17 protein-coding genes and 1 pseudogene are annotated in these 21,912 nt (G+C 70.0%); 14 read left to right on the top strand and 4 right to left on the bottom strand.

Going from position 1 to position 21,912, the window contains the following annotated elements:
• The first annotated feature begins 39 nt into the window (after positions 1-39).
• Together EDD27_RS26970 and EDD27_RS26965 are read left to right on the top strand one after the other, a co-directional pair.
• The gene (locus EDD27_RS26970) at positions 40-444 is read left to right on the top strand and encodes a hypothetical protein (protein ID WP_127934858.1); all 405 of its coding nucleotides are present in this window, start codon (positions 40-42) and stop codon (positions 442-444) included.
• Positions 441-1,928 (top strand): sodium/solute symporter, encoded by a 1,488-nt coding sequence (locus EDD27_RS26965; protein ID WP_127934857.1) that lies wholly within the window; start codon positions 441-443, stop codon positions 1,926-1,928. The genes EDD27_RS26970 and EDD27_RS26965 overlap by 4 nt, the downstream gene beginning before the upstream one ends.
• Positions 1,929-1,995: 67 nt before the next feature.
• Here the strand turns inward: EDD27_RS26965 and EDD27_RS26960 are convergent, their stop codons facing one another.
• Positions 1,996-4,164: a helicase-associated domain-containing protein gene (locus EDD27_RS26960; RefSeq protein WP_127934856.1), complete on the bottom strand. Its 2,169-nt coding sequence runs from the start codon at positions 4,162-4,164 to the stop codon at positions 1,996-1,998.
• Between the two features lie 66 nt (positions 4,165-4,230).
• A complete protein-coding gene (locus EDD27_RS26955) occupies positions 4,231-5,223 on the bottom strand; it encodes a LacI family DNA-binding transcriptional regulator (protein ID WP_127934855.1) in 993 nt (330 codons plus the stop codon).
• 32 nt (positions 5,224-5,255) lie between these two features.
• Here EDD27_RS26955 and EDD27_RS26950 point away from each other — a divergent pair, with 32 nt between their 5' ends.
• From EDD27_RS26950 to EDD27_RS26935, 4 genes are read left to right on the top strand one after another with little or no spacing between them, the layout of a single operon-like run.
• Positions 5,256-6,419: a trans-sulfuration enzyme family protein gene (locus EDD27_RS26950; protein ID WP_127934854.1), complete on the top strand. Its 1,164-nt coding sequence runs from the start codon at positions 5,256-5,258 to the stop codon at positions 6,417-6,419.
• A 51-nt stretch (positions 6,420-6,470) separates the two neighbouring features.
• Positions 6,471-7,727: an ABC transporter substrate-binding protein gene (locus tag EDD27_RS26945; protein WP_127934853.1), complete on the top strand. Its 1,257-nt coding sequence runs from the start codon at positions 6,471-6,473 to the stop codon at positions 7,725-7,727.
• Positions 7,724-8,608: a carbohydrate ABC transporter permease gene (locus EDD27_RS26940; RefSeq protein ID WP_127934852.1), complete on the top strand. Its 885-nt coding sequence runs from the start codon at positions 7,724-7,726 to the stop codon at positions 8,606-8,608. The genes EDD27_RS26945 and EDD27_RS26940 overlap by 4 nt, the downstream gene beginning before the upstream one ends.
• Positions 8,605-9,429, top strand: a complete 825-nt coding sequence (locus EDD27_RS26935) for a carbohydrate ABC transporter permease (RefSeq protein ID WP_127934851.1) — start codon at positions 8,605-8,607, stop codon at positions 9,427-9,429. Before EDD27_RS26940 ends, EDD27_RS26935 begins: the two co-directional genes overlap by 4 nt.
• 99 nt (positions 9,430-9,528) lie before the next feature.
• On the opposite strand, the gene EDD27_RS57925 is transcribed toward EDD27_RS26935, so the two are convergent.
• On the bottom strand, positions 9,529-9,651 hold the full coding sequence (locus tag EDD27_RS57925; protein ID WP_277750755.1) for a hypothetical protein: 123 nt from the start codon (positions 9,649-9,651) through the stop codon (positions 9,529-9,531).
• A 232-nt stretch (positions 9,652-9,883) separates the two neighbouring features.
• Here EDD27_RS57925 and EDD27_RS26930 point away from each other — a divergent pair, with 232 nt between their 5' ends.
• The 8 genes and pseudogenes from EDD27_RS26930 to EDD27_RS58895 all read left to right on the top strand — a co-directional run.
• On the top strand, positions 9,884-10,210 hold the full coding sequence (locus EDD27_RS26930; RefSeq protein WP_127934850.1) for a DUF485 domain-containing protein: 327 nt from the start codon (positions 9,884-9,886) through the stop codon (positions 10,208-10,210).
• Positions 10,211-10,230: 20 nt separating this feature from the next.
• Positions 10,231-11,829 (top strand): solute symporter family protein, encoded by a 1,599-nt coding sequence (locus EDD27_RS26925; protein ID WP_127940980.1) that lies wholly within the window; start codon positions 10,231-10,233, stop codon positions 11,827-11,829.
• A gap of 679 nt (positions 11,830-12,508) precedes the next feature.
• Positions 12,509-13,900: an ABC transporter substrate-binding protein gene (locus EDD27_RS26920; RefSeq protein ID WP_127934849.1), complete on the top strand. Its 1,392-nt coding sequence runs from the start codon at positions 12,509-12,511 to the stop codon at positions 13,898-13,900.
• Between the two features lies 1 nt (position 13,901).
• Positions 13,902-14,834: a carbohydrate ABC transporter permease gene (locus EDD27_RS26915; RefSeq protein ID WP_127934848.1), complete on the top strand. Its 933-nt coding sequence runs from the start codon at positions 13,902-13,904 to the stop codon at positions 14,832-14,834.
• A complete protein-coding gene (locus EDD27_RS26910) occupies positions 14,831-15,661 on the top strand; it encodes a carbohydrate ABC transporter permease (protein WP_206641673.1) in 831 nt (276 codons plus the stop codon). Before EDD27_RS26915 ends, EDD27_RS26910 begins: the two co-directional genes overlap by 4 nt.
• Positions 15,658-17,004: a GH1 family beta-glucosidase gene (locus EDD27_RS26905; protein ID WP_127934847.1), complete on the top strand. Its 1,347-nt coding sequence runs from the start codon at positions 15,658-15,660 to the stop codon at positions 17,002-17,004. The genes EDD27_RS26910 and EDD27_RS26905 overlap by 4 nt, the downstream gene beginning before the upstream one ends.
• A gap of 3 nt (positions 17,005-17,007) precedes the next feature.
• A complete protein-coding gene (locus EDD27_RS26900; RefSeq protein ID WP_127934846.1) occupies positions 17,008-18,726 on the top strand; it encodes an alpha-amylase family protein in 1,719 nt (572 codons plus the stop codon).
• Positions 18,723-20,090 (top strand): annotated as a pseudogene (locus EDD27_RS58895) (FAD-dependent oxidoreductase); the annotation flags it as partial. The gene EDD27_RS26900 and the pseudogene EDD27_RS58895, both read left to right, overlap by 4 nt.
• Positions 20,091-20,259: 169 nt before the next feature.
• On the opposite strand, the gene EDD27_RS26890 reads toward EDD27_RS58895, so the two are convergent.
• Positions 20,260-21,762, bottom strand: coding sequence for a protein O-GlcNAcase (locus EDD27_RS26890; protein ID WP_127934845.1), 1,503 nt, complete (start codon positions 21,760-21,762; stop codon positions 20,260-20,262).
• Positions 21,763-21,912 lie beyond the last annotated feature (150 nt).

Raw genomic sequence — 21,912 nt, 5'->3', positions numbered from 1 at the left:
GGATGCCCGCCCGGCCCGGCCCGGGAAGGGGAGGAAGGCGTGAGCCCGGATGCCCGCCCGGCGCGGCGGGCACCGCGTGAAGGCCCGCGCCGGGTCGCCGTCACCAGCCCGCGCACCGCCGCCGCCCGCCGTCCCCGTTACCCCGCCACCCGCGAGATCGACGAGCAGACCCGGCTCGGCGAGGTGTACATGCGCTCCCTGCTGCGCACCCAGTTCCGGCTGGCGTTGTTCGTGTGCACCATGCTGGCCTGCGTGGTCGGCGGCCTGCCCCTGCTGTTCCTGCTCATCCCCGAGCTGCGCGAGGTGCACCTGCTCGGCGTGCCGCTCCCGTGGGCGGTGCTCGCCGGCCTCATCTACCCCGCCTTCGTCATCGGCGCCTGGTGGTACGTCCGCCAGGCCGAGCGCAACGAACGCCACTTCGCCGAACTGGTCGAGCGCCGATGAGTCTGACCGCCGTCCTCGTAGTGGTGGTGGCGGCCGTGCTCATCGGAGCGTTCGGCATCCGGGTCTCCCGCACCACCTCCGACTTCTACGTCGCCTCCCGCACGGTGAGTCCGCTCTGGAACGCCTCGGCCATCGGCGGCGAATACCTGTCGGCGGCCTCGTTCCTGGGCATCGCCGGGCTCATCCTGTCCTTCGGCGTGGACATGTTGTGGCTGCCGGTCGGCTGGACCGGTGGCTACCTGGTGCTGCTGGTGCTGGTGTCGGCGCCGTTGCGCCGCTCCGGGGCGTACACGCTGCCCGACTTCGCCGAGGCCAGGCTCGAGTCGATGACCGTGCGCCGCACGGCCAGCGTGCTCGTCGTGCTGATCGGCTGGCTCTACCTGATGCCGCAGTTCCAGAGCGCCGGCCTGGTGCTGCGGACGATCACCGGCGCGCCCGTGTGGGTCGGCGGGTTGCTGGTCGCCGTCGTCGTGGCGGTGAACGTGTTGTCGGGCGGCATGCGGTCGATCACGTTCGTGCAGGCGTTCCAGTACTGGCTCAAGCTGACGGCGCTGGCCGTGCCGCTGGTGTTCCTGCTGATGGCCTGGCACGCCGACGGCGCGCCCGGGGTCAGCGCGGCGGACGCGGCCACCTGGCAGGTGCCGCTGGCCGGGGCCAAGGAGTACGGGCTGTATTCGACGTACTCGCTGATCCTGGCCACGTTCCTGGGCACCATGGGGTTGCCGCACGTGCTCGTGCGCTTCTACACCAACCCCGACGGACGGGCCGCCCGCCGGACGACGCTGGTGGTGTTGTCGCTGCTCGGCGCGTTCTACCTGATGCCCGCCATGTACGGCTGGCTCGGCCGCCTCTACACGCCCGGCCTGGCGCGCACGGACACGGTCGTGCTGACGTTGCCCGCGCAAATGATCGGTGGAACGCTGGGCGACCTGCTGACCGCCCTGGTCACCGCCGGGGCGTTCGCCGCGTTCCTGTCCACGTCGTCGGGCCTGACGGTGTCCGTGGCGGGAGTGATCGCGCAAGATCTGCTCAAGGGCAGCGTGCGCTCGTTCAGGATCGCCACGCTCATGGCGGTGGCGGTGCCGCTGGTCCTGGCGTTGTGGGCGCGGGCGCTGCCCGTGGCGGACGTGGTGGGGCTGGCGTTCGCGGTGGCCGCCTCGTCGTTCTGCCCGCTGCTCGTGCTGGGCATCTGGTGGCGCCGGCTCACCACCACGGGGGCACTGGCCGGGCTGTTCGTGGGCGGCGGGCTGGCCTGCGCCGCGGTGCTGGCCACCATCACAGGCGCGGCGTACGACGGGTTCCTCAAGGCGCTGCTGGCCCAGCCCGCGGCGTGGACGGTGCCGATCGCGTTCGCGGTGATGGTGGCGGTGTCGTTCCTCACCCCGCACCGGGTGCCGCCCGGTGTGGCCAGGACGATGGTCAGGCTGCACACCCCGGAGGACCTCGACCTCGACCGCGGCGACTGGCGCCCGCGGTCTTCCTGAGAGTGCGCGCGGGCACTTCGGTTTTCGGGCGAAGTGGTAGTCGGCCAGGGGCGAACCGCTCCCGTCCCTACGGCAGATATGCTTTTGTGATCTTGGTGCGTTGGATGGTGTGGTCTCGATCGCAGTCGTGGCAGTAGCCGGTCACCACGTTGCCCGCGATGTTCAGGTCTTCCATGTAGTGCTCGCGCCGCTGCCACACGATGACGATCACCTCGCCGGTGACGGCAGCCAGTGCCACCGCCTCGCCGTCCACGTCCGTCCCGTTGCCCTGGAGGATGGCTGCGGCCGCCGCAGCGGTGTCGGTGCGAAGGTGGTTTTTGACCTCCACCGCGAGTCGGCGGCGCTGGATGCTCTCCGCCCTGATCGTGCCGTCTGGCGCCACGCTGACCGGGGCGTGGCCTCCCTGACGCAGCAGCCGCAGGGTCTCGTCGGGCGCCAGGCTCCCGAGGGCGACCGTGGGGGCGATCTGGCGCAGGCCCAGCTTGCGGAGCGCCCTGGCGCCGCAGAGCTCGGCGATGACGGCGGGGTCGCTGGCGATGATCACGGACGGCGTGCCGGCGACCTTGATCGTGCCGTGCTTGCGTGCCGTGTCGGTGACGAGGTAGCGCAGCGGCTGGGGGACCGTCTTGGCGGAGAAGCGGGCGAGGCCGGCGAGCAGGGTGTCGGCGTCCGTGCCCGCGTCCAGCGCTCTCCGGATGCTCTTCTCCGAGAAGCGCCACACGCTGGCCCGGTCGCGGGACTCCAGGTCGGCGCAGGCGTTCAGGAAGGCGGCCAGGTCCGGGGCGGGGAGGCCTGAGACGATCGCGGTCAGGTCGTTCTGCAGGGTCGCGGTGGCTGAGGGCGGCGGGAACAACCCGCCCAGATCGCCGCCTGGCTCAGGTGCGGTCAGCAGGGCTCGGCCCAGGCGGGTCAGGGCCCCGTCGGCGACGATGCCCAGCAGCTCGCCCTCACGGAGTGCCGCGGCCACGAACTCGTCGGCCGCGTGCGCCGAGTCCGCCAAGGCCCGCGTGCGCCAGCCCACCGCCGCCCGCAGCCCTGCGGCGTCCGTGCCCAGCCCGGGGGACAGGGTGCGGAGTACGTCCAGGACCGCGCGCCGGATCCGGCCCGCCCCGCAATCGAACTCGTAAGGTGGCGACATCGGCTCCATGTGGTCCGCACAACACCCCACGACCCGGTACGTCGCGGCCTGCGGCAGCCCGAGCCAGGCGTCGGCGAGCGCCCGCCACCTGGCGTCGGGGGAGCGCGCCAGCCAGTCGTCCACCAGCGTGGTGCTGACCAGCTGCTCGTCCGACTCCGAGGCGAGCAGGTCGGCGCCGTACGCGACGTCGAGCCACAGGACCGCCTCCTGCTCGGGCACGCCGAGCGCCTTGGAGACACGCTTGAGCTCACGGACACCCACGCCGCCGGACTTCAGCTCCGCGATCGGGGTCGTGGCGGCCAGCTCGACGAGGGCTTCGACGCGGTCGATGGCCGCCAGCGCGGCGGACACACCGTCGGCGTCGGTACGCGGCCCGGTCGGCACGCCGGGCTGACCGGTCAGCGGCGGTTGCCAGCCGTCGCCGCGCAGGGCCAGCGCCACCTCTTTGGGCATTTCGTAGTTCCAGCCGTCGCGTATCACGAATCCGGCCTTGACCAGGCGTTGCACGGGATGCTCCGATGACCCGTAGTAGAGCTGCTCCAGCACCGGCGGGCCGGCTGTCATGGTCGTGAGCAGCTCAGCAGCCTGGCGGGGGAGGCGGGCGGCCGCGGCCCGGACGGACGCGCTGTCGCGCAGCAGCTCCTCGGCCTGCGTCACGAGGTCGGCCTTGCGCCCTTGCGGCTGGCCCCCGAGTGCCTTGACCATGGTCTTCAGCACCTCGGTGGTGATCTTCTTCGTGAATGCGCGTAGTGGCCTGCCCAGCCCGAACGGGTGAGCCCAGAGGCCGGGGCGGTGCGGCGAGCGCACCGTGTCGCCGTCGAGCGCGATCAGGCCGCGGGCGGCCAGCGTGCCGAGCGCATCGTCGAGCCGCCCGTCCGGGTCGTGCAGCGTCGCGGCCAGCTCGGCGCGGGTGGTCTCGCCGCCGGCCGCCTGCACGGCCTGGCTGACGGTGTGGCAGTCGGCGTCCAGGTCGAGCAGCACGGGAACCGCCAGATCAGGCCGGGCCAGGAGGCGTTCGAGCACTTCCTGCGAGGGGGCGGCGGCCAGCTCGGGGCGGTGGTGGAGGAGGGCGGTGAGTTCGGCGGTGGTGCGTGGCACGCGACGAGCCTAGCGAGGCGGGGGAGGACTATGGCGGCGTATGGGGACATGACCCGGCCACGGAGATCAGGGCGGGGGGAGCTCCCCCGAGCCCCTGGCCACCAGCTCCACCGGCACCTTCACCCGGCGCGGCACCGATGAGGGGTTCAACAGGAGGTCCACCGCGCTGTGGGCCAGGCGGGCCACGTCGTAGCGGACCACTGTTACCCCCGGGTTGAACACATCCGCGAGCGCGAAGTCGTCGAACCCCACGTACGCCGGTCGCTCCGGCCGCTCTCGCAGGGCCTGCAGGATTCCGATCGCGGCCCGGTTGTTGGTGGCGAAGAACGCCGTCGGGGGATCCTCCAGCTCCAGCAGCTTGATGACCTCGTGCGAGACTCGCCACGGATCGAACACCCCGCGCACCACCAGCGCCTCATCGGTGGCCACCCCCACCGCGCTGAGCGCCGCGCGGTAACCGGTCGCCCGGTCGTGCACCGAGCTCAGCCCGTCGCTGTCGGAGATCAGCGCGATGCGGCGGTGGCCGCGGGCCAGCAGGTGCTCGGTGGCCACACGCCCGCCCCGTACGTCGTCGAGCACCACCACGTCCGCCGCCTCCAGCCCGCGCGGCACGCGGTCCACGAAGACCATGCGCAGGGTCGTGTGCTCGGCCAGCCAGGCGTGGTCGGCCGCCGAGGGGACCACGATGAGGGAGTCCACGCCCCGCGCGGACATGGACTCGATGAGCATGCGTTCCTTGTCCGGGCTCTCCTCGTACGAGCCGAACACCACGAGGGCTTCGTGCTCGGCCGCGGCCGCCTCCACGGCGGCGGCCAGGCGGGAGTAGAACTCGTTGGAGATGTTCTCCATCACCAGGCCCAGCGTCAGCATGGTCGCGCCCCTGGCGAGGCGGGCGGCGGCCTCGTTGCGGCGGTAGCCGAGCGCGCTGATGGCCGCGTGCACCCGCTGCTGCAGCGAGGCCCGGACGTGGGGCTCCTGGTTGACGACCCGGGAGACGGTCTTCAGGCTCACACCCGCATGCCGGGCCACGTCCGCCATGGTCGGCTTGCGCGCTGTCATAGTCTGCCCCCATGCATGACGAAAGGACCCCCATGGATGACGAATGGATCTGTGGCCGGTTGGGTGAGGACGAGCCTTGGGTGCTGGGCGCGGTCAACCCGCCGGTGTTCGAGAACTCGCTGTTCACGTTCGCGACCGCGCAGGCGCTGGGCGAGGCGATCAGGAACGAGGACGAGCGGTACGTCTACTGGCGGGGGACCAACCCTACGGTCGATCTTGCCCAGCGTAAGCTGGCCGCGCTGGAGCGGGGAGAGCGGGCCAAGTGTTTCGGCTCCGGCATGGGCGCCATCTCGGCGACGATCTCGTCGCTCGTCTCGGCCGGCGACCACGTGCTGGTGCTGGGCGCGGTCTACGGGCCGACCACGCAGTTCCTGCGTTACCTGGAGAAGTTCGGCGTCACGCATACGCACGTCGGCGACCTCGCGGAGGGTGACAGCGCTATCAGGGCGGACACCCGCCTACTCTACTTCGAGTCCCCCTCCTACATGGCCTACGCCGTCGTCGACATCGCCGAGGTGACGGGGTGGGCGCGCGAGCGCGGCCTGGTGACGGTGATGGACAACACCTGGTCCACGCCGATCTTCCAGAAGCCGCTGACGATGGGCGTCGACCTGGTCGTGCACTCGTTGTCGAAGTACATCGGCGGGCACAGCGACCTCGTGGGCGGCGTGGTCGTGGGTTCCTCGCGGCTGATCCGGCCGCTGGCCCTGACGGAGTACCAGCTGTACGGGGCCGCCATGTCACCGCACGACGCGGCCAAGGTGATCAAGGGGTTGCGGACCTTGCCCGTGCGGATGGCCGCCCACCAGGAGCGGGGACTGGCGGTGGCGGCGTTCCTGGCCGGCCATCCGGGTGTGCGGGCGGTCAACCACCCGGGGCTTGCGTCGCATCCCGGGCACGCCATCGCCACCCGCCAGATGTCGGGGTTCTCGAGCCTGTTCAGCATCGAGCTGGCGACCGAATCGAGGGAAGAGGTCGCGACGTTTCTCGATAAATTGCGATATTTCAGGATCGGCGTGTCGTGGGGTGGCTTCGAGAGCCTGGTGAACGCACCCGCCCTGTCCACCGAGGAGAGCGTGCGCGCCACCATGGGCATCCCGGTCGGTCTCGTCCGTCTCTCGGTCGGTCTGGAACCCGCGGACACTTTGATCAAGGACCTCGGTCTAGCGCTGGAAGGCATGGGTCGCCTAGCGTGACTGACAGCGCTGTCCAAACCAGCGCTGTCAGAACCACGCGGGAGGCCCCCCATGAGAAAGCCCTTCCTGGCGGCCACGGTCGCCACCACGCTTCTGCTCGCGGGCTGCGGCTCCGGCTCGTCGTCCTCGGGAGAGGTACGGCTGCGCATGATCGAGAGTCTGACCAGCCCCGAACGTACCAAGCTCATCAAGACCCTCATCGCCGACTTCGAGAAGGCCAACCCGGGCGTCACGGTCGAGCTCGTCTCACCGCCGCTCGACAGCGCCGACCAGAAGATCACCCAGATCCTGCAGACCAAGAAGGACCTGGACGTGCTGGAGGTACGCGACCACACGGCCAAGTCCTTCTCCAACAACGGCTGGCTGGCCGAGCTGCCCACCACGGAGTGGCCCGGCTGGTCGGACCTGACCGAGCTGGCCCAGAAGAAGGCCGTCGAGGTCGGGGGCAAGGCATACCTGATCCCGTACGGCTTCTACCAGCGCACGCTCTTCTACCGTACGGACTACGGCATGGCCCAGCCCCCGACGACCTGGGAGGAGCTCTACGAGGCCGGCAAGAAGATGACCTCGGGTGACCGCTTCGGTTACTCGTTCCGGGGCGGCAAGGGCGGCGCGGACTACGCGGTGATGATGATCAGCGCGTACAACGGCGAGGCCCTGAACCCCGAGAAGTCCTTCTACCTGAAGGACAAGCGCACGATCTTCTCCACTCCCGAGGCCGCCCAGGCCATGGAGCTCTACGTCAAGATCTTCAAGGAGGCGTCGCCGCCCGACTCGGTGTCCTGGGGCTACCCCGAGATGGTCCAGGGCTTCACCTCGGGCGTCACCGGCATGCTCATCCAGGACCCGGAAGTGATCAAGACGGTCGAGGACAGCGGGGTCACCGCCTGGTCCACCGCCCCCATCCCCAAGGGCCCCACCGGGTACGCCTTCCAGCCCGTCGGCTACGCCGGCTGGGGCGCCACCTCCTTCACCAAGCACCCGAAGGAGGCGGTCAAGCTCGTGCAGTTCCTGTCGGAGGCCAAGCAGAGCATCGCCTTCGCCAAGGGCAACTCGCTCATCCCCATCTCCAAGCAGGCGCAGAACGACCCGCAGTTCTCGCAGGGCGCGTGGAAGGCGTACCTGCAGGCGCAGCAGGACCCCAAGCAGGTGATCACGATCAGGCCGGTGGACTACCCGGGCTGGAGCCAGTTCCTCGTCGACTCCGACCGCGACGTCCAGGCGCTGATCACCGGCAAGAAGACCGTCGCCGACGTGCTCAAGTCGTGGGACGCCTTCTGGACGGACCAGGCCAAGAAGGTTTCATGAGGACCTTCAACGTCCGGAGGGCCAGATTCATCGCGCTGTGCCTGCTGCCAGGCGTGGTGTTCGTGGCGTTGTTCACGTACTACCCGGTGCTCCGCGGCGCGGTGATGGCCTTCCAGCGGTACAACCTGTTCGACCTCACCTCGACCCCCTTCACCGGCCTGGAGAACTTCCGCGCCGTGCTGGGCGAGGAGCGGTTCTGGACGGCGCTGCGCAACACCGGCACGTGGGTGGTCGTGTCGCTGTTCTTCCAGTTCTTCCTGGGGTTCGGGCTGGCGTTGCTGCTGCGGCGGCATTTCCGCGGGCGCGGCCTCTACCAGGCGTGGGTGTTCTTCCCGTGGGCCATGTCGGGGTTCCTCATCGGGTTGTTGTGGCGGTGGATGTTCAACGGGCAGTTCGGCGTGATCAACGACCTGCTGCTCAAGACGGGGATCATCGACCAGCGCATCGGCTTCCTGGCCTCGCCGGGGTGGGCGATGACGTCGGTGATCGTGGCCAACGTCTGGTACGGCGTGACGTTCTTCGCCATCATGATCATGGCCGCGCTGCAGTCGGTCCCGAAGGAGCTGTACGAGGCGGCGGACGTGGACGGGGCGTCGCGGCTACGGCAGTTCTGGCACGTGACCCTGCCGCACATCCGGACCACGCTGGCACTGATCGTGTTGCTGCGGATCATCTGGATCCTGAATTTTCCGGATCTCATCTATTCGATGACCGGCGGCGGCCCCGCCGGCAGCACCGACATCATCACGACCTTCCTCATCCAGCAGGTCATCGGCGGGGACTACGGCCGGGCCGGCGCGGTCGGCCTGCTGGTCCTCGGCCTGCTGCTGTCCTTCAGCGTCTTCTACCTCAACGCCACGAGATTCGAGAAATCCCGATGAGACGTGTCGCGACGCTCGCCAAGGTGGTCGTGCTGGCCGCCTGGCTGCTGATCACCCTGTTCCCCCTCTACTGGGTCGTCGTCACCTCGCTCAAGCCCAAGCCCGAGATCTTCGCGGTGCCGCTCAAGTACTGGCCGGGCGAGGTGACGTTCGAGCACTACGAGGAGCTGTTCTCCTTCGCCGACTTCGGCACCTACCTGCTCAACAGCCTCATGGTCTCCCTTGTCGCGGCCGGGGCGGTGACGGCCATCGGGGTGCTCGGCGGTTACACCCTGGCCCGCTTCACCTTCCCCGGCCGCGGCGTGCTGATGCTGGCGTTCCTGGTCACCCAGATGATCCCGCTGTTCATCGCGCTCGGCCCGCTCTACCTGCTGATGTCGGATCTCGACCTGCTCAACCGGCTCGCCGGGCTCATGCTCGTGTACGTCGCCATGCTGGTGCCGTTCTCCACGATCATCATGCGCGGCTTCTACGAGCGGGTTCCGGTCGCGCTGGAAGAGGCCGCGCAGGTTGATGGGGCGTCACGGCTCGTGGCCATGGTGCGGGTGGTGATCCCGGTCATGTTGCCGGGGATCGCGGCGACGTTCATCTTCGCGTTCGTCCAATGTTGGAACGAGCTGTTCCTGGCGATCACGTTCATCGACAGCGAGGACGCCAAGACGATCCCGGTGGCCATGAACTCCTTCATCACGCAGTACGACATCGACTGGGGATCCATGGCGGCCGCCACCGTGGTGTCCGTCGTGCCCACGCTCGTGCTGTTCGCCGCCATCCGCCGCTACATCGTCGAAGGGCTGACGGCGGGGGCGGTCAAGGGCTGACCCAGTAGGTGATGTCGCAGAAGCGGGACTCGGCCCGGCCGGACCCGTGGTGGTAGCTGTCCAAGCGGTGGTCAAGCACCTTCGGTCAATGGTCCCGTCCTAGGCGGGCACTACGCGGTCCTCGCCTGCGGGCGCTGCCGCCACGTACGCCGACGGCTCCACCGCCCAGGCGGCCCTGGACCCGGCCAAGGAGCTGCGCTCGCTCACCCTGCCCGCGCTCACCCGCCCGCAGCTCCACCGGTTCTCCCTCTCCCTGCATGCGCCACGGTAGAGGGCCGTAATGGGGTGAAAGGGAAGGCCGACCGCTCATCGCGCTGAATGGACCTTTCGCCGCAGCCCATCCCCAACTAAGCGCCGCACGCCGTCGGCTCAGCGAAGAACCCCGTTACGGGCCTCCACGACGGGTAGGTTGCGCTCTTACGTTGACCGTGATCCGCATCACAGTGGAGGTCCCGTGACGACAAGAGAACATGACGCGTCCGTTTATGAACAAGTCCAGGAGAGCACTGAGTTCCAAGAATTGAAGAAGCGCTTCCGCGCCTGGACGTTCCCGATGACCGTGGCGTTCCTCGCGTGGTACCTGCTGTACGTGGTGATGTCCGGATGGGCGCGCGGCTTCATGGCCGTCAAGGTGCTCGGGGACATCAACATCGGGCTGATCTTCGGCCTGCTGCAGTTCGTGTCCACGTTCCTGATCGCGTGGGCGTACGCGAGGCACGCCGAGAAGAAGCTGGACCCCATCGCCGACAAGCTGCGGCATGAAGTGGAGGAGAAGCTCTAGTGGAGTCGACCACCCTGGGAATGATCCTCTTCCTCGCCTTCGTCGCGGCGACCCTGGGGATCACCTTCTGGGCCAGTCGCCAGACGAAGACGGCCGCCGACTACTACGCGGGCGGCCGCTCGTTCACCGGCGTGCAGAACGGCCTGGCCATCGGCGGCGACTACATGTCCGCCGCCTCCTTCCTGGGCATCGCGGGCATCATCGCGTTGTCCGGCTACGACGGGTTCCTGTACTCGATCGGCTTCCTCGTCGCCTGGCTCGTGGCGCTGCTGCTGGTGGCCGAGCTCATGCGGAACTCCGGCAAGTTCACCATGGCCGACGTGCTGGCGTTCAGGATGAGCCCGCGCCCGGTCCGCACGGCCGCCGGCGTGTCCACGATCGTGGTCAGCATCTTCTACCTGCTGGCGCAGATGGTCGGCGCGGGCGCGCTGGTCGGTCTGCTGCTCGGCATCACCAGCCCGGCGGGCAAGGCGTGGACGATCGTCGGCGTGGGCGCGCTGATGATCGTCTACGTGGTGTTCGGCGGCATGAAGGGCACCACCTGGGTCCAGATCGTCAAGGCCGTGCTGCTGATGGGCGGCGCCGCGCTGGTGACGGTGCTGGTGCTGGGCAAGTTCGGCTTCAACCTGTCGGCGCTGCTCGGCCAGGCCGCCACCACCAGCGGCCCGAAGGCCAACCCCGGCAACTTCCTCATCCCCGGGCTGAAGTACGGCACCGACGCCCAGGGCCTGGCCGGCAAGATCGACCTCATCAGCTTGGGTCTGGCGCTGGTGCTGGGCACGGCGGGCCTGCCCCACATCCTCATCCGCTTCTACACCGTCCCCACCGCCAAGGACGCCCGCAAGTCGGTCCTGTGGGGCATCGGCATCATCGGCACGTTCTACCTGCTGACCCTCGTCCTCGGCTTCGGCGCGGCGGCTCTCGTCGGCAAGGACGCCATCGTGGCGGGCGACAAGGCGGGCAACACCGCGGCGCCCCTGCTGGCCCAGGCCGTCGGCCAGGACATCTTCGGCCCGGTCGGTGGCACGCTCCTGCTGGCGCTCATCGGGGCCGTGGCCTTCGCCACGATCCTGGCCGTGGTCGCCGGGCTCACTCTCGCCTCCTCCTCCAGCTTCTCGCACGACCTGTACGCGCACGTCTTCAAGCGCGGCAATGCGACGGAGCGCCAGGAGGTCGTGGTGGCCCGCATCTCCGCCCTGGTCATCGGCGCCGTCGCGATCGGCCTCGGCATCCTCGCCCAGGGGCAGAACGTGGCGTTCCTCGTGGCGCTGGCGTTCGCCGTGGCGGCGTCCGGCAACCTGCCGGCGATCCTCTACAGCCTGTTCTGGAAGCGGTTCAACACGGCGGGCGCCGTGTCGGCGATCTACGGTGGTCTGATCTCCGCTCTGGTGCTGGTGATCTTCTCGCCGGTGGTGTCCGGTGGGGAGACGGCGCTGTTCAAGACGGCCGACTTCGCCTGGTTCCCGCTGAGCAACCCCGGCATCCTGTCGATCCCGATCGGCTTCCTGTGCGGCTGGCTCGGCACGATCATGAGCAAGGAGTACAACGCCGCCAAGTACGCCGAAATCGAGGTCCGCTCCCTGACCGGGGTTGGCGCGGAGAAGGCCGTAGAACACTGAGTCCCTGCCCCCCATCGAGGCGCCGCCTGCCCTGAGGCGCCTCCCCGCCGAAGGCGTCCCACCCCCGCCCGGGGCGTCTTCCGCGCCGAGGGCCCGGCCTCCTCGCGAGGCCGGGCCCTCCTGCGTATCTCCCACCATTGGTCCCCTGGCGCGGCACCCGCCGGTGCGGCAGCCCACACTTCGGGTGTCTGTATGGCGAGTAGCTCGGCGGTGGGGCTCGGTGCAACGTGTGCGGCGGATCGCCACCGCGCCCTCTGATGCGCCGCCCGTCGACGTGACGCCGCCTTCGTGGCCACGCGTCCAGGCCGAGACGTTGGCTGGGCTCGGGGGACCGGCGCCGGCACGCGGGGAGCGCGGCCTCCGGGCTGGAGACGTCGGTTCACGCTCGTGGTGAGTCAGCGGGGCGGGGCGGAGGCGTGGTGGCCGTGGCGGCCAACGGCGGCGGAGACGGCTGCACCGAACGGGTGTGAGTGACGGTTGCCTGGGAAGGGGGAGCGGGCGTCCCGCACCGTTCGCGATCTTAACGACCACGAAACGCTGTGAAACGAGTGGTTGACGGGATTTCAGCGGTATGGGTACGTTCTCAGATGTGTGAACGTTGCCACACTGGCCTGGCAGCCGCGTGGCCGTCATCAGCATGTCTGATGCTCCGCTTGATCAGTGTGGAGGCGAAACCCCAATGAGATCCCCCCTCGCCCGTTGGTCCGTCCTCTCTGTGTCGCTGGCCCTGGCGCTCACCGCCTGCGCCAAGGGCACAGGCGGCGGCGCGGCGCCGACGCAGTCTCCCGGCCAGTTCAACCCCGGCGCCACGTTCCAAGGCACGATTTCCGTCATGGGCTTCGGTGCGACCGACGAGGTCGGCACGACCCGCGTCGACAAGGCCAAGGCGTCACTCGGCGGCGCGGACGTGAAGCTGATCGAGGGCGACCTCGACATCCAGCAGTTCCTGTCCTCGGTGGCGGCCGGCGACGCGCCGGACATCATCTACGCCAACCGTGACCAGATCGGCACCTTCGCCTCGCGTGGCGCGATCGTGCCGTTAACGGCCTGCATTCAGGGCGAGCAGATCGACACCTCGATGTTCAACAAGAACGCGCTTGCTCAGGTGACGTTCGGCAATGAGATCTGGGGCATCCCCGAGTTCAACCAGGTGCAGATCACCATGGCCAACGCCGAGCTGCTCAAGGAGGCCGGCCTGACCATCGCCGATGTCAACGGGTCGAACTGGGACAAGGTCACTGCGGCGGCCAAGAAGCTGGTCAAGGCGCCGGGCGGCAAGCTCCAGGTGATCGGCTTCGACAGCAAGCTGCCGGAGTTCCTGCCGCTGTGGGCCAAGGCCAACGGCGCCGACCTGCTGTCGGCCGACGGCAAGACCGCCCAGCTCAACAACCCGGCCGTGGTCAAGGCGCTGGAGTTCGCCGTCGGCATCTACGACGCGCAGGGCGGTTTCGCCAAGGTCAAGGCGGTGCGGGACTCGGCCGACTTCTTCGGCAAGGGCAACCAGTTCGCCAAGAACGAGCTGGGCGCCATGCCGATGGAGCAGTGGTACGTCAACGTGCTCAACGACGTCTCGCCCAAGGCGCCGCTCACGTTCGACACCTTCCGCACCCCTCAGGGCCAGCCGCTGGCCTACTCCTCGGGCTCGGCGTGGGCGATCCCGAAGGGCGCCAAGAACGCCGCGGCCGCCTGCCGCTTCGCCAAGACGATGACGCTCGTCGACTCCTGGAAGGCCGCCGCCCAGGCCCGCCTGGACAAGCGCAACCAGGAGAAGAAGCCGTTCACCGGCATCCTCACCGGCAACGTCAAGGCCGACGAGGAGATCCAGAAGATGCTCACCCCGGGCGGCGAGCCGTGGGACTCCGGGGTCAAGGCCTTCTACGAGGCCAACCAGCACACCTTCAGCCTGCCGGCCAACCCGGCGGACGCGGAGTTCAAGAAGGCGTGGCAGGACGCGGTGAACCGGGTGCTCAACGGCCAGGACGAGCCGCAGGCCGCGCTGGACAAGGCGCAGCAGGACGCCCAGGCGGCGCTGGACAAGGCCTGGGCCGGGTGGACGAAGCAAACGAACTGACATGTCCCCGTCCCCTTCCAAGGTCCCGCGCCGGCGGTCCACGCGGTTCGTCGAGACCCGGGCGGCGCTGCTGTTCATCAGCCCCTGGCTCATCGGGTTCTTCATCTTCACCGCGTGGCCGGTCATCAACAGCGCCTACCTGTCGCTGACCGACTACGACGTCATCAACGACCCCAACTTCATCGGCTTCGACAACTACGTGACGCTCTTCGAGGACCCGAAGGTCGGGCTGGCGCTGCGGAACACGTTCATCTTCATGGTGATGTCGGTCCCGACCCAGCTCGTCGTCTCGCTGGGGCTGGCGCTGCTGCTCAACGCCGCCACCCGGGCCAGCGGCTTCTTCCGCACCGCGTTCTTCCTGCCGAAGATGACGCCGCCGGTCGCGGTCGGCATCCTGCTGCTGATGTTGTTCAACGGCCAGAACGGCCTGATCAACAGCTTCCTCGGGATCTTCGGCATCGAGGGGCCCGCCTGGACCACCGACCCCGACTGGGTCAAGCCCGGCCTGGTGCTGATGAGCCTGTGGACCGTCGGGGCCTCGGTGGTCATCATCCTGGCCGCGCTCCGCGGCGTCCCGCAGGAGCTGTACGACTCCGCGCTGGTCGACGGCGCCGGCTGGTGGCGGCGTACGTTGCGCATCACCGTGCCGATGATCAGCCCGACGTTGTTCTTCCTGTTCATCGTGGACAGCATCAACGCGCTGCAGTCCTTCACCGAGGCGTACACCGCGTTCTTCGGCTCCGGCAACACCACCTACAGCAACGACGCGGCGCTGTTCTACGCGATCTACCTGTTCCAGCAGGCCTTCGAGTTCCTGCACATGGGGTACGCCTCCGCGCTGGCCTGGCTCCTGTTCATCGTGATCATGGCGATCACCGTCGTGCAGATCCTGGTGACCAGGCGGTTCGTGCACTACGAAGGGGAGCGGCCGTGAAACGCCGGATCAGGCTGATCCTGACGTGGACCGCGCTGAGCGCGTTCGCCGTCGCGTTCATCTACCCGTTCGTCTGGCTGCTCAGCGCGTCGTTCAAACCGCGCGGCGAGGTGTTCGACCACCGGATCCTGCCCGAGACCTTCACCTTCGACAACTACATCAAGGTGTGGCAGGAGGCGCCGCTGGCGCTCTGGATGTTCAACACGCTGCTGGTGACGGTGCTCGCCGCGGTGGCCGTGACGATCACGAGCGCGATGGTGGCGTGGGGCTTCGCCTACTTCCGCTTCCCCGGCAGGGGAGCGCTGTTCGGCGTGGTGCTGGCCACGATGATGTTGCCGGGCGCGGTCACCATGATCCCGGTGTTCCTCATCTGGAACTCCCTCGGCATGGTCGGCACGCTCACGCCGCTGTGGGCGCAGAACCTGTTCGGCAGCGCCTTCTACATCTTCCTGCTGCGGCAGTTCTTCCTCGGGCTGCCGCGCGAGCCGTTCGAGGCGGCCAAGATCGACGGCGCGAACAACTGGAAGATCTTCACGCGCATCGCGCTGCCGCTGTGCAAGCCGGCGGTCGTGGTGACGCTGCTGTTCGAGTTCCAGGCGGCGTGGACGGACCTGATGCGGCCGCTGATCTACCTGCGCGACTCCTCCACCTTCACGGTGCCGCGCGGGCTGAAGGCGCTGCTCGACCAGTTCGGCTTCGGCGGCGAGTGGCACTGGGAGATCGTCATGACGGCCAGCGTGATCACCACGATCCCGATGATCATCCTGTTCTTCCTCGGCCAGAAGCACTTCGTCAAAGGCATCGCGACGACAGGAAGCAAAGGATGAGCTTTCCCGGCGGATTCCTGTGGGGCGCGGGCACGTCCGCGTACCAGATCGAGGGTCACCACGGGCGCGGCGAGTCCGTGTGGGACGAGTTCTGCCGGCGGCCCGGCGCCATCGAGGGCGGCGGCGACGGCTCCCGGGCCTGCGACTCCTTCCTGCGCTGGCGCGAGGACGTCGAGCTCATCAAGGACCTGGGGCTGGGCGCCTACCGGTTCTCGACCGGCTGGTCGCGGGTCATGCCGGACGGCCGGCGCGCCGATCCGAAGGCGCTCGACCACTACGAGCGGTTCGTGGACGCGCTGCTGGAGGCCGGGGTCGAGCCGGTGCTCACGCTCAACCACTGGGACATGCCCGCGGGGCTGAGCTGGGCACGGCGCTCGACCGTCGAGGCGTTCCGGGTGTATGCCGAGGCGGTCGCCGGGCGGCTGGCCGACCGCGTCGCCTGGTGGATCACCCAGAACGAGCCGTGGATCATCGCGTTGCTCGGCTACCAGCTCGGCCTGCACGCGCCCGGCGTGGCCGACCTCGGCACCGCCGTCAAGGCCGGGCACCACGTGCTGCTCGGCCACGGCGCGGCGGCCGACGTGCTGCGGGCCTACTCTGGGGCGAAGGCGGGCTGCGCGCTCAGCCTCTTCCCCTGCGACCCGGCCACGGACAGCGAGGCCGACTGGGCGGCCGCCGCCGGCTCCGACGGCTACGTCAACCGCTGGTACCTCGACCCGCTGCTCGGCGACGGCTACCCCGCCGACATGCGCGAGCACTGGGAACGGGCGCTCGGCCACAGCCTGGACTTCATCAGGGACGGCGACGAGGCCGCCATCGGCGGCCGCAGCGATTTCCTCGGCATCAACTACTACACGCGCCGGGTCATGGCCGCCGCGCCGCCCAACCCGTTCCCGTGGCGGGTCGTCGGGCCCAGCGGCGACGTGGCCAGGACCGACGAGGGCTGGGAGATCAACGCGGACGCGCTGCGCGACCTGCTGATCGGGCTGAGCCGCCGCTTCCCCGGCACCCCGCTGATGATCACCGAGAACGGCGGCGTCTTCGGCGACGCCCCCACCCACGACGGCCTGGTCCACGACAACCGCAGGATCGCCTACCTCCGCGACCACGTCGAAGCCGTCCGGGCGGCCCTTGCCGCGGGCGCCGACGTGCGCGGCTACCTCCATTGGTCGCTCATGGACAACTTCGAGTGGGCGCTGGGCTACCGGCCCAGGTTCGGGCTGGTCCACGTCGACTACGCGACCGGCGTCCGGACCATCAAGGATTCCGGGCGATACTACGCCCAGCTCATCGCAGGGGGCGGCACCGCTCCCGACCTGCCCAGGATCGAGGCTTTCGGCTAAGACATGCGCATCACCACCACCGACCAGGCCCATCACCTGGACAGCGGGCACTACCGGCTGACCGTCTCCCGTACCGACCCCAGCGCCGAGCTGGAAGGCTGGATGACGCTCAGCCTCCTCGCCTCCGTCGGCACCGCGAACGGGCGGGACGAGACGTACGAGACACTCCCACCCGTGCTCGTCCAGCGCGGCAACGTGGCGATCTTCGACTTTCCGCAGCGCACCACCGAGTGGGAGACGAAGACCGTCCGGCTGACCTGCACCCCCGAGACGATCGCGCTGGAGGTGCGGGTCGAGGGCGACGGCGTGCTCGGCGACGTGACGCTGATGGGCGGGCGGGCCGTGCTCAACAGCCGCGCGGCCGGCACGTTCCGCAGCGGGCTGCACGCCCGCGGCGTCTTCAACCCCACCCCCACCCACCCCGTGCAGGTCGTGCGGCCGGTGTCCGTGCCGCTCGCGCTCACCGTGATCGGCGACGCCTCGCCGGGCCGGCTGCACGCCGTCTTCTCGCCGCCGCCGCTGGTCCTGGCCTTCACCAAGGAGGAGCCGGACGGCGCCACCGCCGTGCCCGACGGGCCGTGGCTGGGGGCCTCGGTACGCGCCGGGATCACCGACCTGACCTTCACCGAGCTCGCGTACGAGCCGCTGGACGGCGGGATGTTGCTGCGGTTCGACTACGAGTGCCACACGGTGGTGCGCGGCTCGTGGACCTCGCCCGCGGTCGTCTTCCGCACCGCGTCCTCCCCTTGGGAGGCGATCGCGCAGCACCGCGACGACCTGGTCGCGCACGGCCTCGCGCCCGCCGGGCCGGTTCACGAGCAGCACGCCTGGTGGAGCGAGCCGATCTTCTGCGGCTGGGGCGCACAGTGCGCCGGAGCTCGACTGGCCGACGGCCGGTCGCCGGTGGAGCTGTCCAGGCAGGACCTCTACGACGAGTGGTTGTCCCGGCTCGAACACCACGGCATCGTCCCGGGGACCATCGTCATCGACGACCGCTGGCAGCTGACGTACGGGGACATGGAGCCGGACCCGGCGAAATGGCCGGCGCTGCGCGAGTGGATCGCGGCCAGGCAGGCGCGCGGGCAGCGGGTGCTGCTGTGGTGGCGGGCCTGGTCGGCCGACGGGCTGCCGGCCGAGGAGTGCGTGCTCGACGCCGGCGGGCGGGCCGTGGCCGCCGACCCGTCGAACCCCGCCTACCGCCTCCGCGTCCAGCGGATCATGGAACGGCTGCTGGGCGACCTCGGGGCGGACGGATTCAAGATCGACTTCACGCAGTGGTTCCCCAGCGGGTCGCATCTGAAGTCGTACGGCTCGACCTGGGGCCTGGCCCTCCTGCACGAGCTGCTCGCCACCATGTACGACGCCGCCAAACGCGTCAAGCCCGATGCCCTGATGGTCACCCACACGCCGCATCCCGCATTCGGGGACGTCACCGACATGGTCCGGCTCAACGACGTGCTCGAGTACGACGCCCGTGGCGAGCCCGTGCCGGCCGTCGACCAGCTCCGCTTCCGCCACGCGGTCGCCGCCCACGCCATGCCGGGCCACCTGATCGACACCGATCAGTGGCCGATGCCCGGCAAGGCGGACTGGCTGGCCTACGCCGAGGCGCAGCCCTCGCTCGGCGTGCCCGCGCTGTACTACGCCGAGCGCATCGACAACTCCCTGGAGGAGATCACCGGAGCGGACCTCGAGCTGGTCGCGAGGTGGTGGCGGCGATGAGGCAGGCCGAGGTCGTGGTGTACGGCGCCACGTCCGCGGGCGTGTGCGCCGCCGTCGCCGCCGCCCGGCTCGGCCTCGACACCGTGCTGCTCGAACCGGGGCGGCACGTGGGCGGCATGACCTCCGGGGGGCTCGGCTACACCGACATCGGCGACCCGCGGGTGCTCGGCGGGATGGCGGCGGAGTTCCGCCAGGCCGTCGCGGACGCGTACGGCGTCGCGCCCGGCCACTACGCAGGGCCCGAGCCGCACGTCGCCGAGGAGATCTTCCTGTCGTGGCTGGAGCGGGCCGGGGTGGAGGTCGCGTTCGACGCGCCGCTGCGCACGGTGGTCACCAGCGGCGACCGCATCTTCTCCGCCGCCACCCGCCAAGGAGACTTCGGCGGGGGCGTCTTCGTGGACGCGAGCTACGAGGGCGATCTGCTGGCCGCCGCCGGCGTCGGCTATCGCGTCGGGCGGGAGGACCGGAGGCTGCACGGGGAGACCTTCGCCGGGCGGCGCGAGGTCGTGCCCGGCATGCACGGCTTCCCGCCGTGGATCTCCCCGTTCCGCGCGGACGGCTCCCTCCTCCCGCAGATCGCCGACGGGCCGATGGCCGAGGTGGGGGAGGGTGACGGCGGCGTCATGTCGTACGGCTACCGCGTCTGCATGACCACCGCGCCCGATCGCGTCCCGTTCGAGCGGCGGCCCGGTTACGACGAGGAACACTGGGAGCTCGGGCGGCGGCTGTTCCGGCACTGGCGGGAGCAGGGCGTCGAGCCCCGCGCCGGGCGGCTCGTCGGGCTGGAGCCGAACCTGCCCAACGGCAAGTGCGACGGCAACTCGCTGGGGCCGTTCTCGCTCAGCGTGCTCGACCGGTCCGCGTGGGCCTACCCGGACGCCGGTCCCGCCGAGCGCGAGCGTATCCGGCTGCGCCACCTGCACCACGCCCAGGATCTGCTGTACTTCCTGTCCCATGATCCGGAGGTGCCCGAGAGCGTGCGGGCCGAGCTGGGACGGTGGGGGCTGCCCGCCGACGAGTTCGCCGACACCGGGCACCTGCCCCATCAGCTGTACGTCCGGGAGGCGCGGCGCATGCTGGGCGAGAAACATCTCACCGAGCACGACCTCGTGCGCAGCCGCCCGCAGGAGGACGTGATCGCGATGGGGTCGTACCACCTCGACATCCGCGAGGTGCAGCGGACCTGGCGGTGGGTGTACGAGCACCCGGACCCGGTGCCGATGGTGGTCACCGAGGGGTATCTGTCGGTGGGGGTTCCTCCGTACCAGATCCCGTACGGCGCGATCGTGCCGCGGCGCGAGGAATGCGCCAACCTGCTGGTGCCGGTGTGCGTGTCGGCGTCGCACGTGGCGTTCTCGTCGGTCCGGATGGAGGTGCAGTACCAGATGCTGGGCCACGCGGCGGGGGTGGCCCGCCCCCTTGCAGGCGGCCGGGAGCGAGAAGGCAGTGCAGGACGTGGACGTGGCGTCGTTGCAGGACGCGCTGTCCGCCGCCGGCCAGGTGCTGGCTCTTTAGGGCCAGGCGCCGGCCGCCTCAGGCCTTGGCGGCCCGCTCCAGAACCGCCCGCACGAACGGCGGGATCACGCCGCGCAGCACGTTGGCCTCGTGCGCCTCGGCCTGGGCGAGCGCCCGCTCGGCGGCGCCGGCCGAGCCCGCGGCGGCGCCGCCTGCCAGCAGTTCGAGTGCGGCCAGGCCCGCGGCGCCCATGTCCTTGGCGGCGGCCACCCAGCGGGCCAGCTCCCTGGCGATCGGCCCCGGCACGTCCGTCGGCAGCTCAGCCAGCCGGGCCAGCTCGGCCCGCAGCCGGTCGACGCCATCCCCGGCGAGGGCGGAGGCGCACAGGGCGGTCAGGGCCGGGCTCTGGTTGTCGCCCGGCGGCCACGACGAGCACGCCTCCACCAGCGGCAGCAGCTCGGCCGCACCCTCCAGCAGCCGTACCGCGCGCTGGTGGGAACGGGCCGGATCGTAGGCCGCCAGATGCCAGGCGTAGTCGGCCACCGTCGCCAGCGCGATCTGCGACGCCGCCGCCTCCACCATCGGGTTGGCCGTGATCCCCGCCAGCGGCACGCCGTCGAGCTCGGTCGCCCGCCCGGCCAGCGGCCCGAGGAAGACCCGGGCGAAGTCGAAGTCGTTGACCGGGAAGTTGTCCCACAACGCCACCCGGTGCCCGTAGGAGGCCGCTGCCGCCGTCATGTCGTAGGCCGTGATCTCGCCGACCACGATGTCGGAGCCGGTCCACCAGACGAGCACGTCCGGCGGCAGCTCCTCGGCCAGCCGGTCCCGATAAGGTGTCCGCGCCGTCCCCGCGTAGTCCGTCGGCACCATGGTCAGGGGCCGCTGCGCGCCGCGGGGCGCCAGGAACTCCTCGGCGAAGTCGCGGCAGACCGCCGCGTGGGCGCTCGCGCTCGCGCCCTCCGCCGTGCCGAACGCCGCCCGGTCCGGCTCGTGCCGCAGCTCCGGCGGGATGTCGTCGAAGAGCAGCGCGAAATCGCGTACTCCTGCCTGCCATACCTGCTCGGCCTTCGCTCTTAGCGCCGCACGCTCCGCGGGGTCGCTGTAGACCATCGACAGGCCGGGGCTCACCGCGAACACTAACCGCACGTGCTGGGCCGCCGCCTCCGTGACCAGCTCGGCCAGCCGCGCCAGCTCCTCCTCCGGGTACGGCTCGCGCCACCGCTCCCGATGGTAGGGGTCGTCCTTGGGCGCGTACACGTAGGTGTTGAGCTTGTGCCTGCCGGAGAACCGCAGGTGCTCCATACGGTCGGCGTGGGTCCACGGGGTGCCGTAGAAGCCCTCGATGGTGCCCCGGAGCGGCAGGTCCGGCCAGTCGCGCACGTCGCACTCCGGCACGCACACGTCGTGCTCGGCGCACGGGGCGGCGGCCATGGCGATCAGCGTCTGTGCCCCGTAGAAGGCGCCCGCCGGATCGGCCCCGACGATCAGCACGCCGGCGTCGCCGACGGTGAGCGTGTAGCCCTCGGCAGGCACCTCCGCCCCCTCATCGACCCGCACCTCCACCTGGACCGCACGACCCATGGGCAGGTCCTCCGCCCGCGACCCGCCGGCGGTCCTGGCGTTCGCCTGCGATGCGTCCGTGGCCTCGCCGTCCGGCCCGAGGGGTGCCGCAGCGCGTCGCGCCGGCCTTGCGAGGGCCGTGGCGTCGTCCTTCGGCCGGGGCACGCCCGC

Source organism: Nonomuraea polychroma (genome assembly GCF_004011505.1).
Taxonomy (GTDB): Bacteria; Actinomycetota; Actinomycetes; order Streptosporangiales; family Streptosporangiaceae; genus Nonomuraea; species Nonomuraea polychroma.
This window is presented reverse-complemented; position numbering and strand designations above follow the sequence as displayed.

Bases quoted from the DNA above. Each gene is read 5' to 3' on its own strand.
- EDD27_RS26920 (WP_127934849.1), top strand. From the start codon at position 12,509: ATGAGATCCCCCCTCGCCCGTTGGTCCGTCCTCTCTGTGTCGCTGGCC.
- EDD27_RS26915 (WP_127934848.1), top strand. From the start codon at position 13,902: ATGTCCCCGTCCCCTTCCAAGGTCCCGCGCCGGCGGTCCACGCGGTTC.
- EDD27_RS26905 (WP_127934847.1), top strand. From the start codon at position 15,658: ATGAGCTTTCCCGGCGGATTCCTGTGGGGCGCGGGCACGTCCGCGTAC.
- EDD27_RS26935 (WP_127934851.1), top strand. From the start codon at position 8,605: ATGAGACGTGTCGCGACGCTCGCCAAGGTGGTCGTGCTGGCCGCCTGG.
- EDD27_RS26900 (WP_127934846.1), top strand. From the start codon at position 17,008: ATGCGCATCACCACCACCGACCAGGCCCATCACCTGGACAGCGGGCAC.
- EDD27_RS26945 (WP_127934853.1), top strand. From the start codon at position 6,471: ATGAGAAAGCCCTTCCTGGCGGCCACGGTCGCCACCACGCTTCTGCTC.
- EDD27_RS26890 (WP_127934845.1), bottom strand. From the start codon at position 21,762: ATGGGTCGTGCGGTCCAGGTGGAGGTGCGGGTCGATGAGGGGGCGGAG.
- EDD27_RS26940 (WP_127934852.1), top strand. From the start codon at position 7,724: ATGAGGACCTTCAACGTCCGGAGGGCCAGATTCATCGCGCTGTGCCTG.
- EDD27_RS26925 (WP_127940980.1), top strand. From the start codon at position 10,231: ATGATCCTCTTCCTCGCCTTCGTCGCGGCGACCCTGGGGATCACCTTC.
- EDD27_RS26955 (WP_127934855.1), bottom strand. From the start codon at position 5,223: ATGACAGCGCGCAAGCCGACCATGGCGGACGTGGCCCGGCATGCGGGT.
- EDD27_RS26950 (WP_127934854.1), top strand. From the start codon at position 5,256: ATGGATGACGAATGGATCTGTGGCCGGTTGGGTGAGGACGAGCCTTGG.
- EDD27_RS26965 (WP_127934857.1), top strand. From the start codon at position 441: ATGAGTCTGACCGCCGTCCTCGTAGTGGTGGTGGCGGCCGTGCTCATC.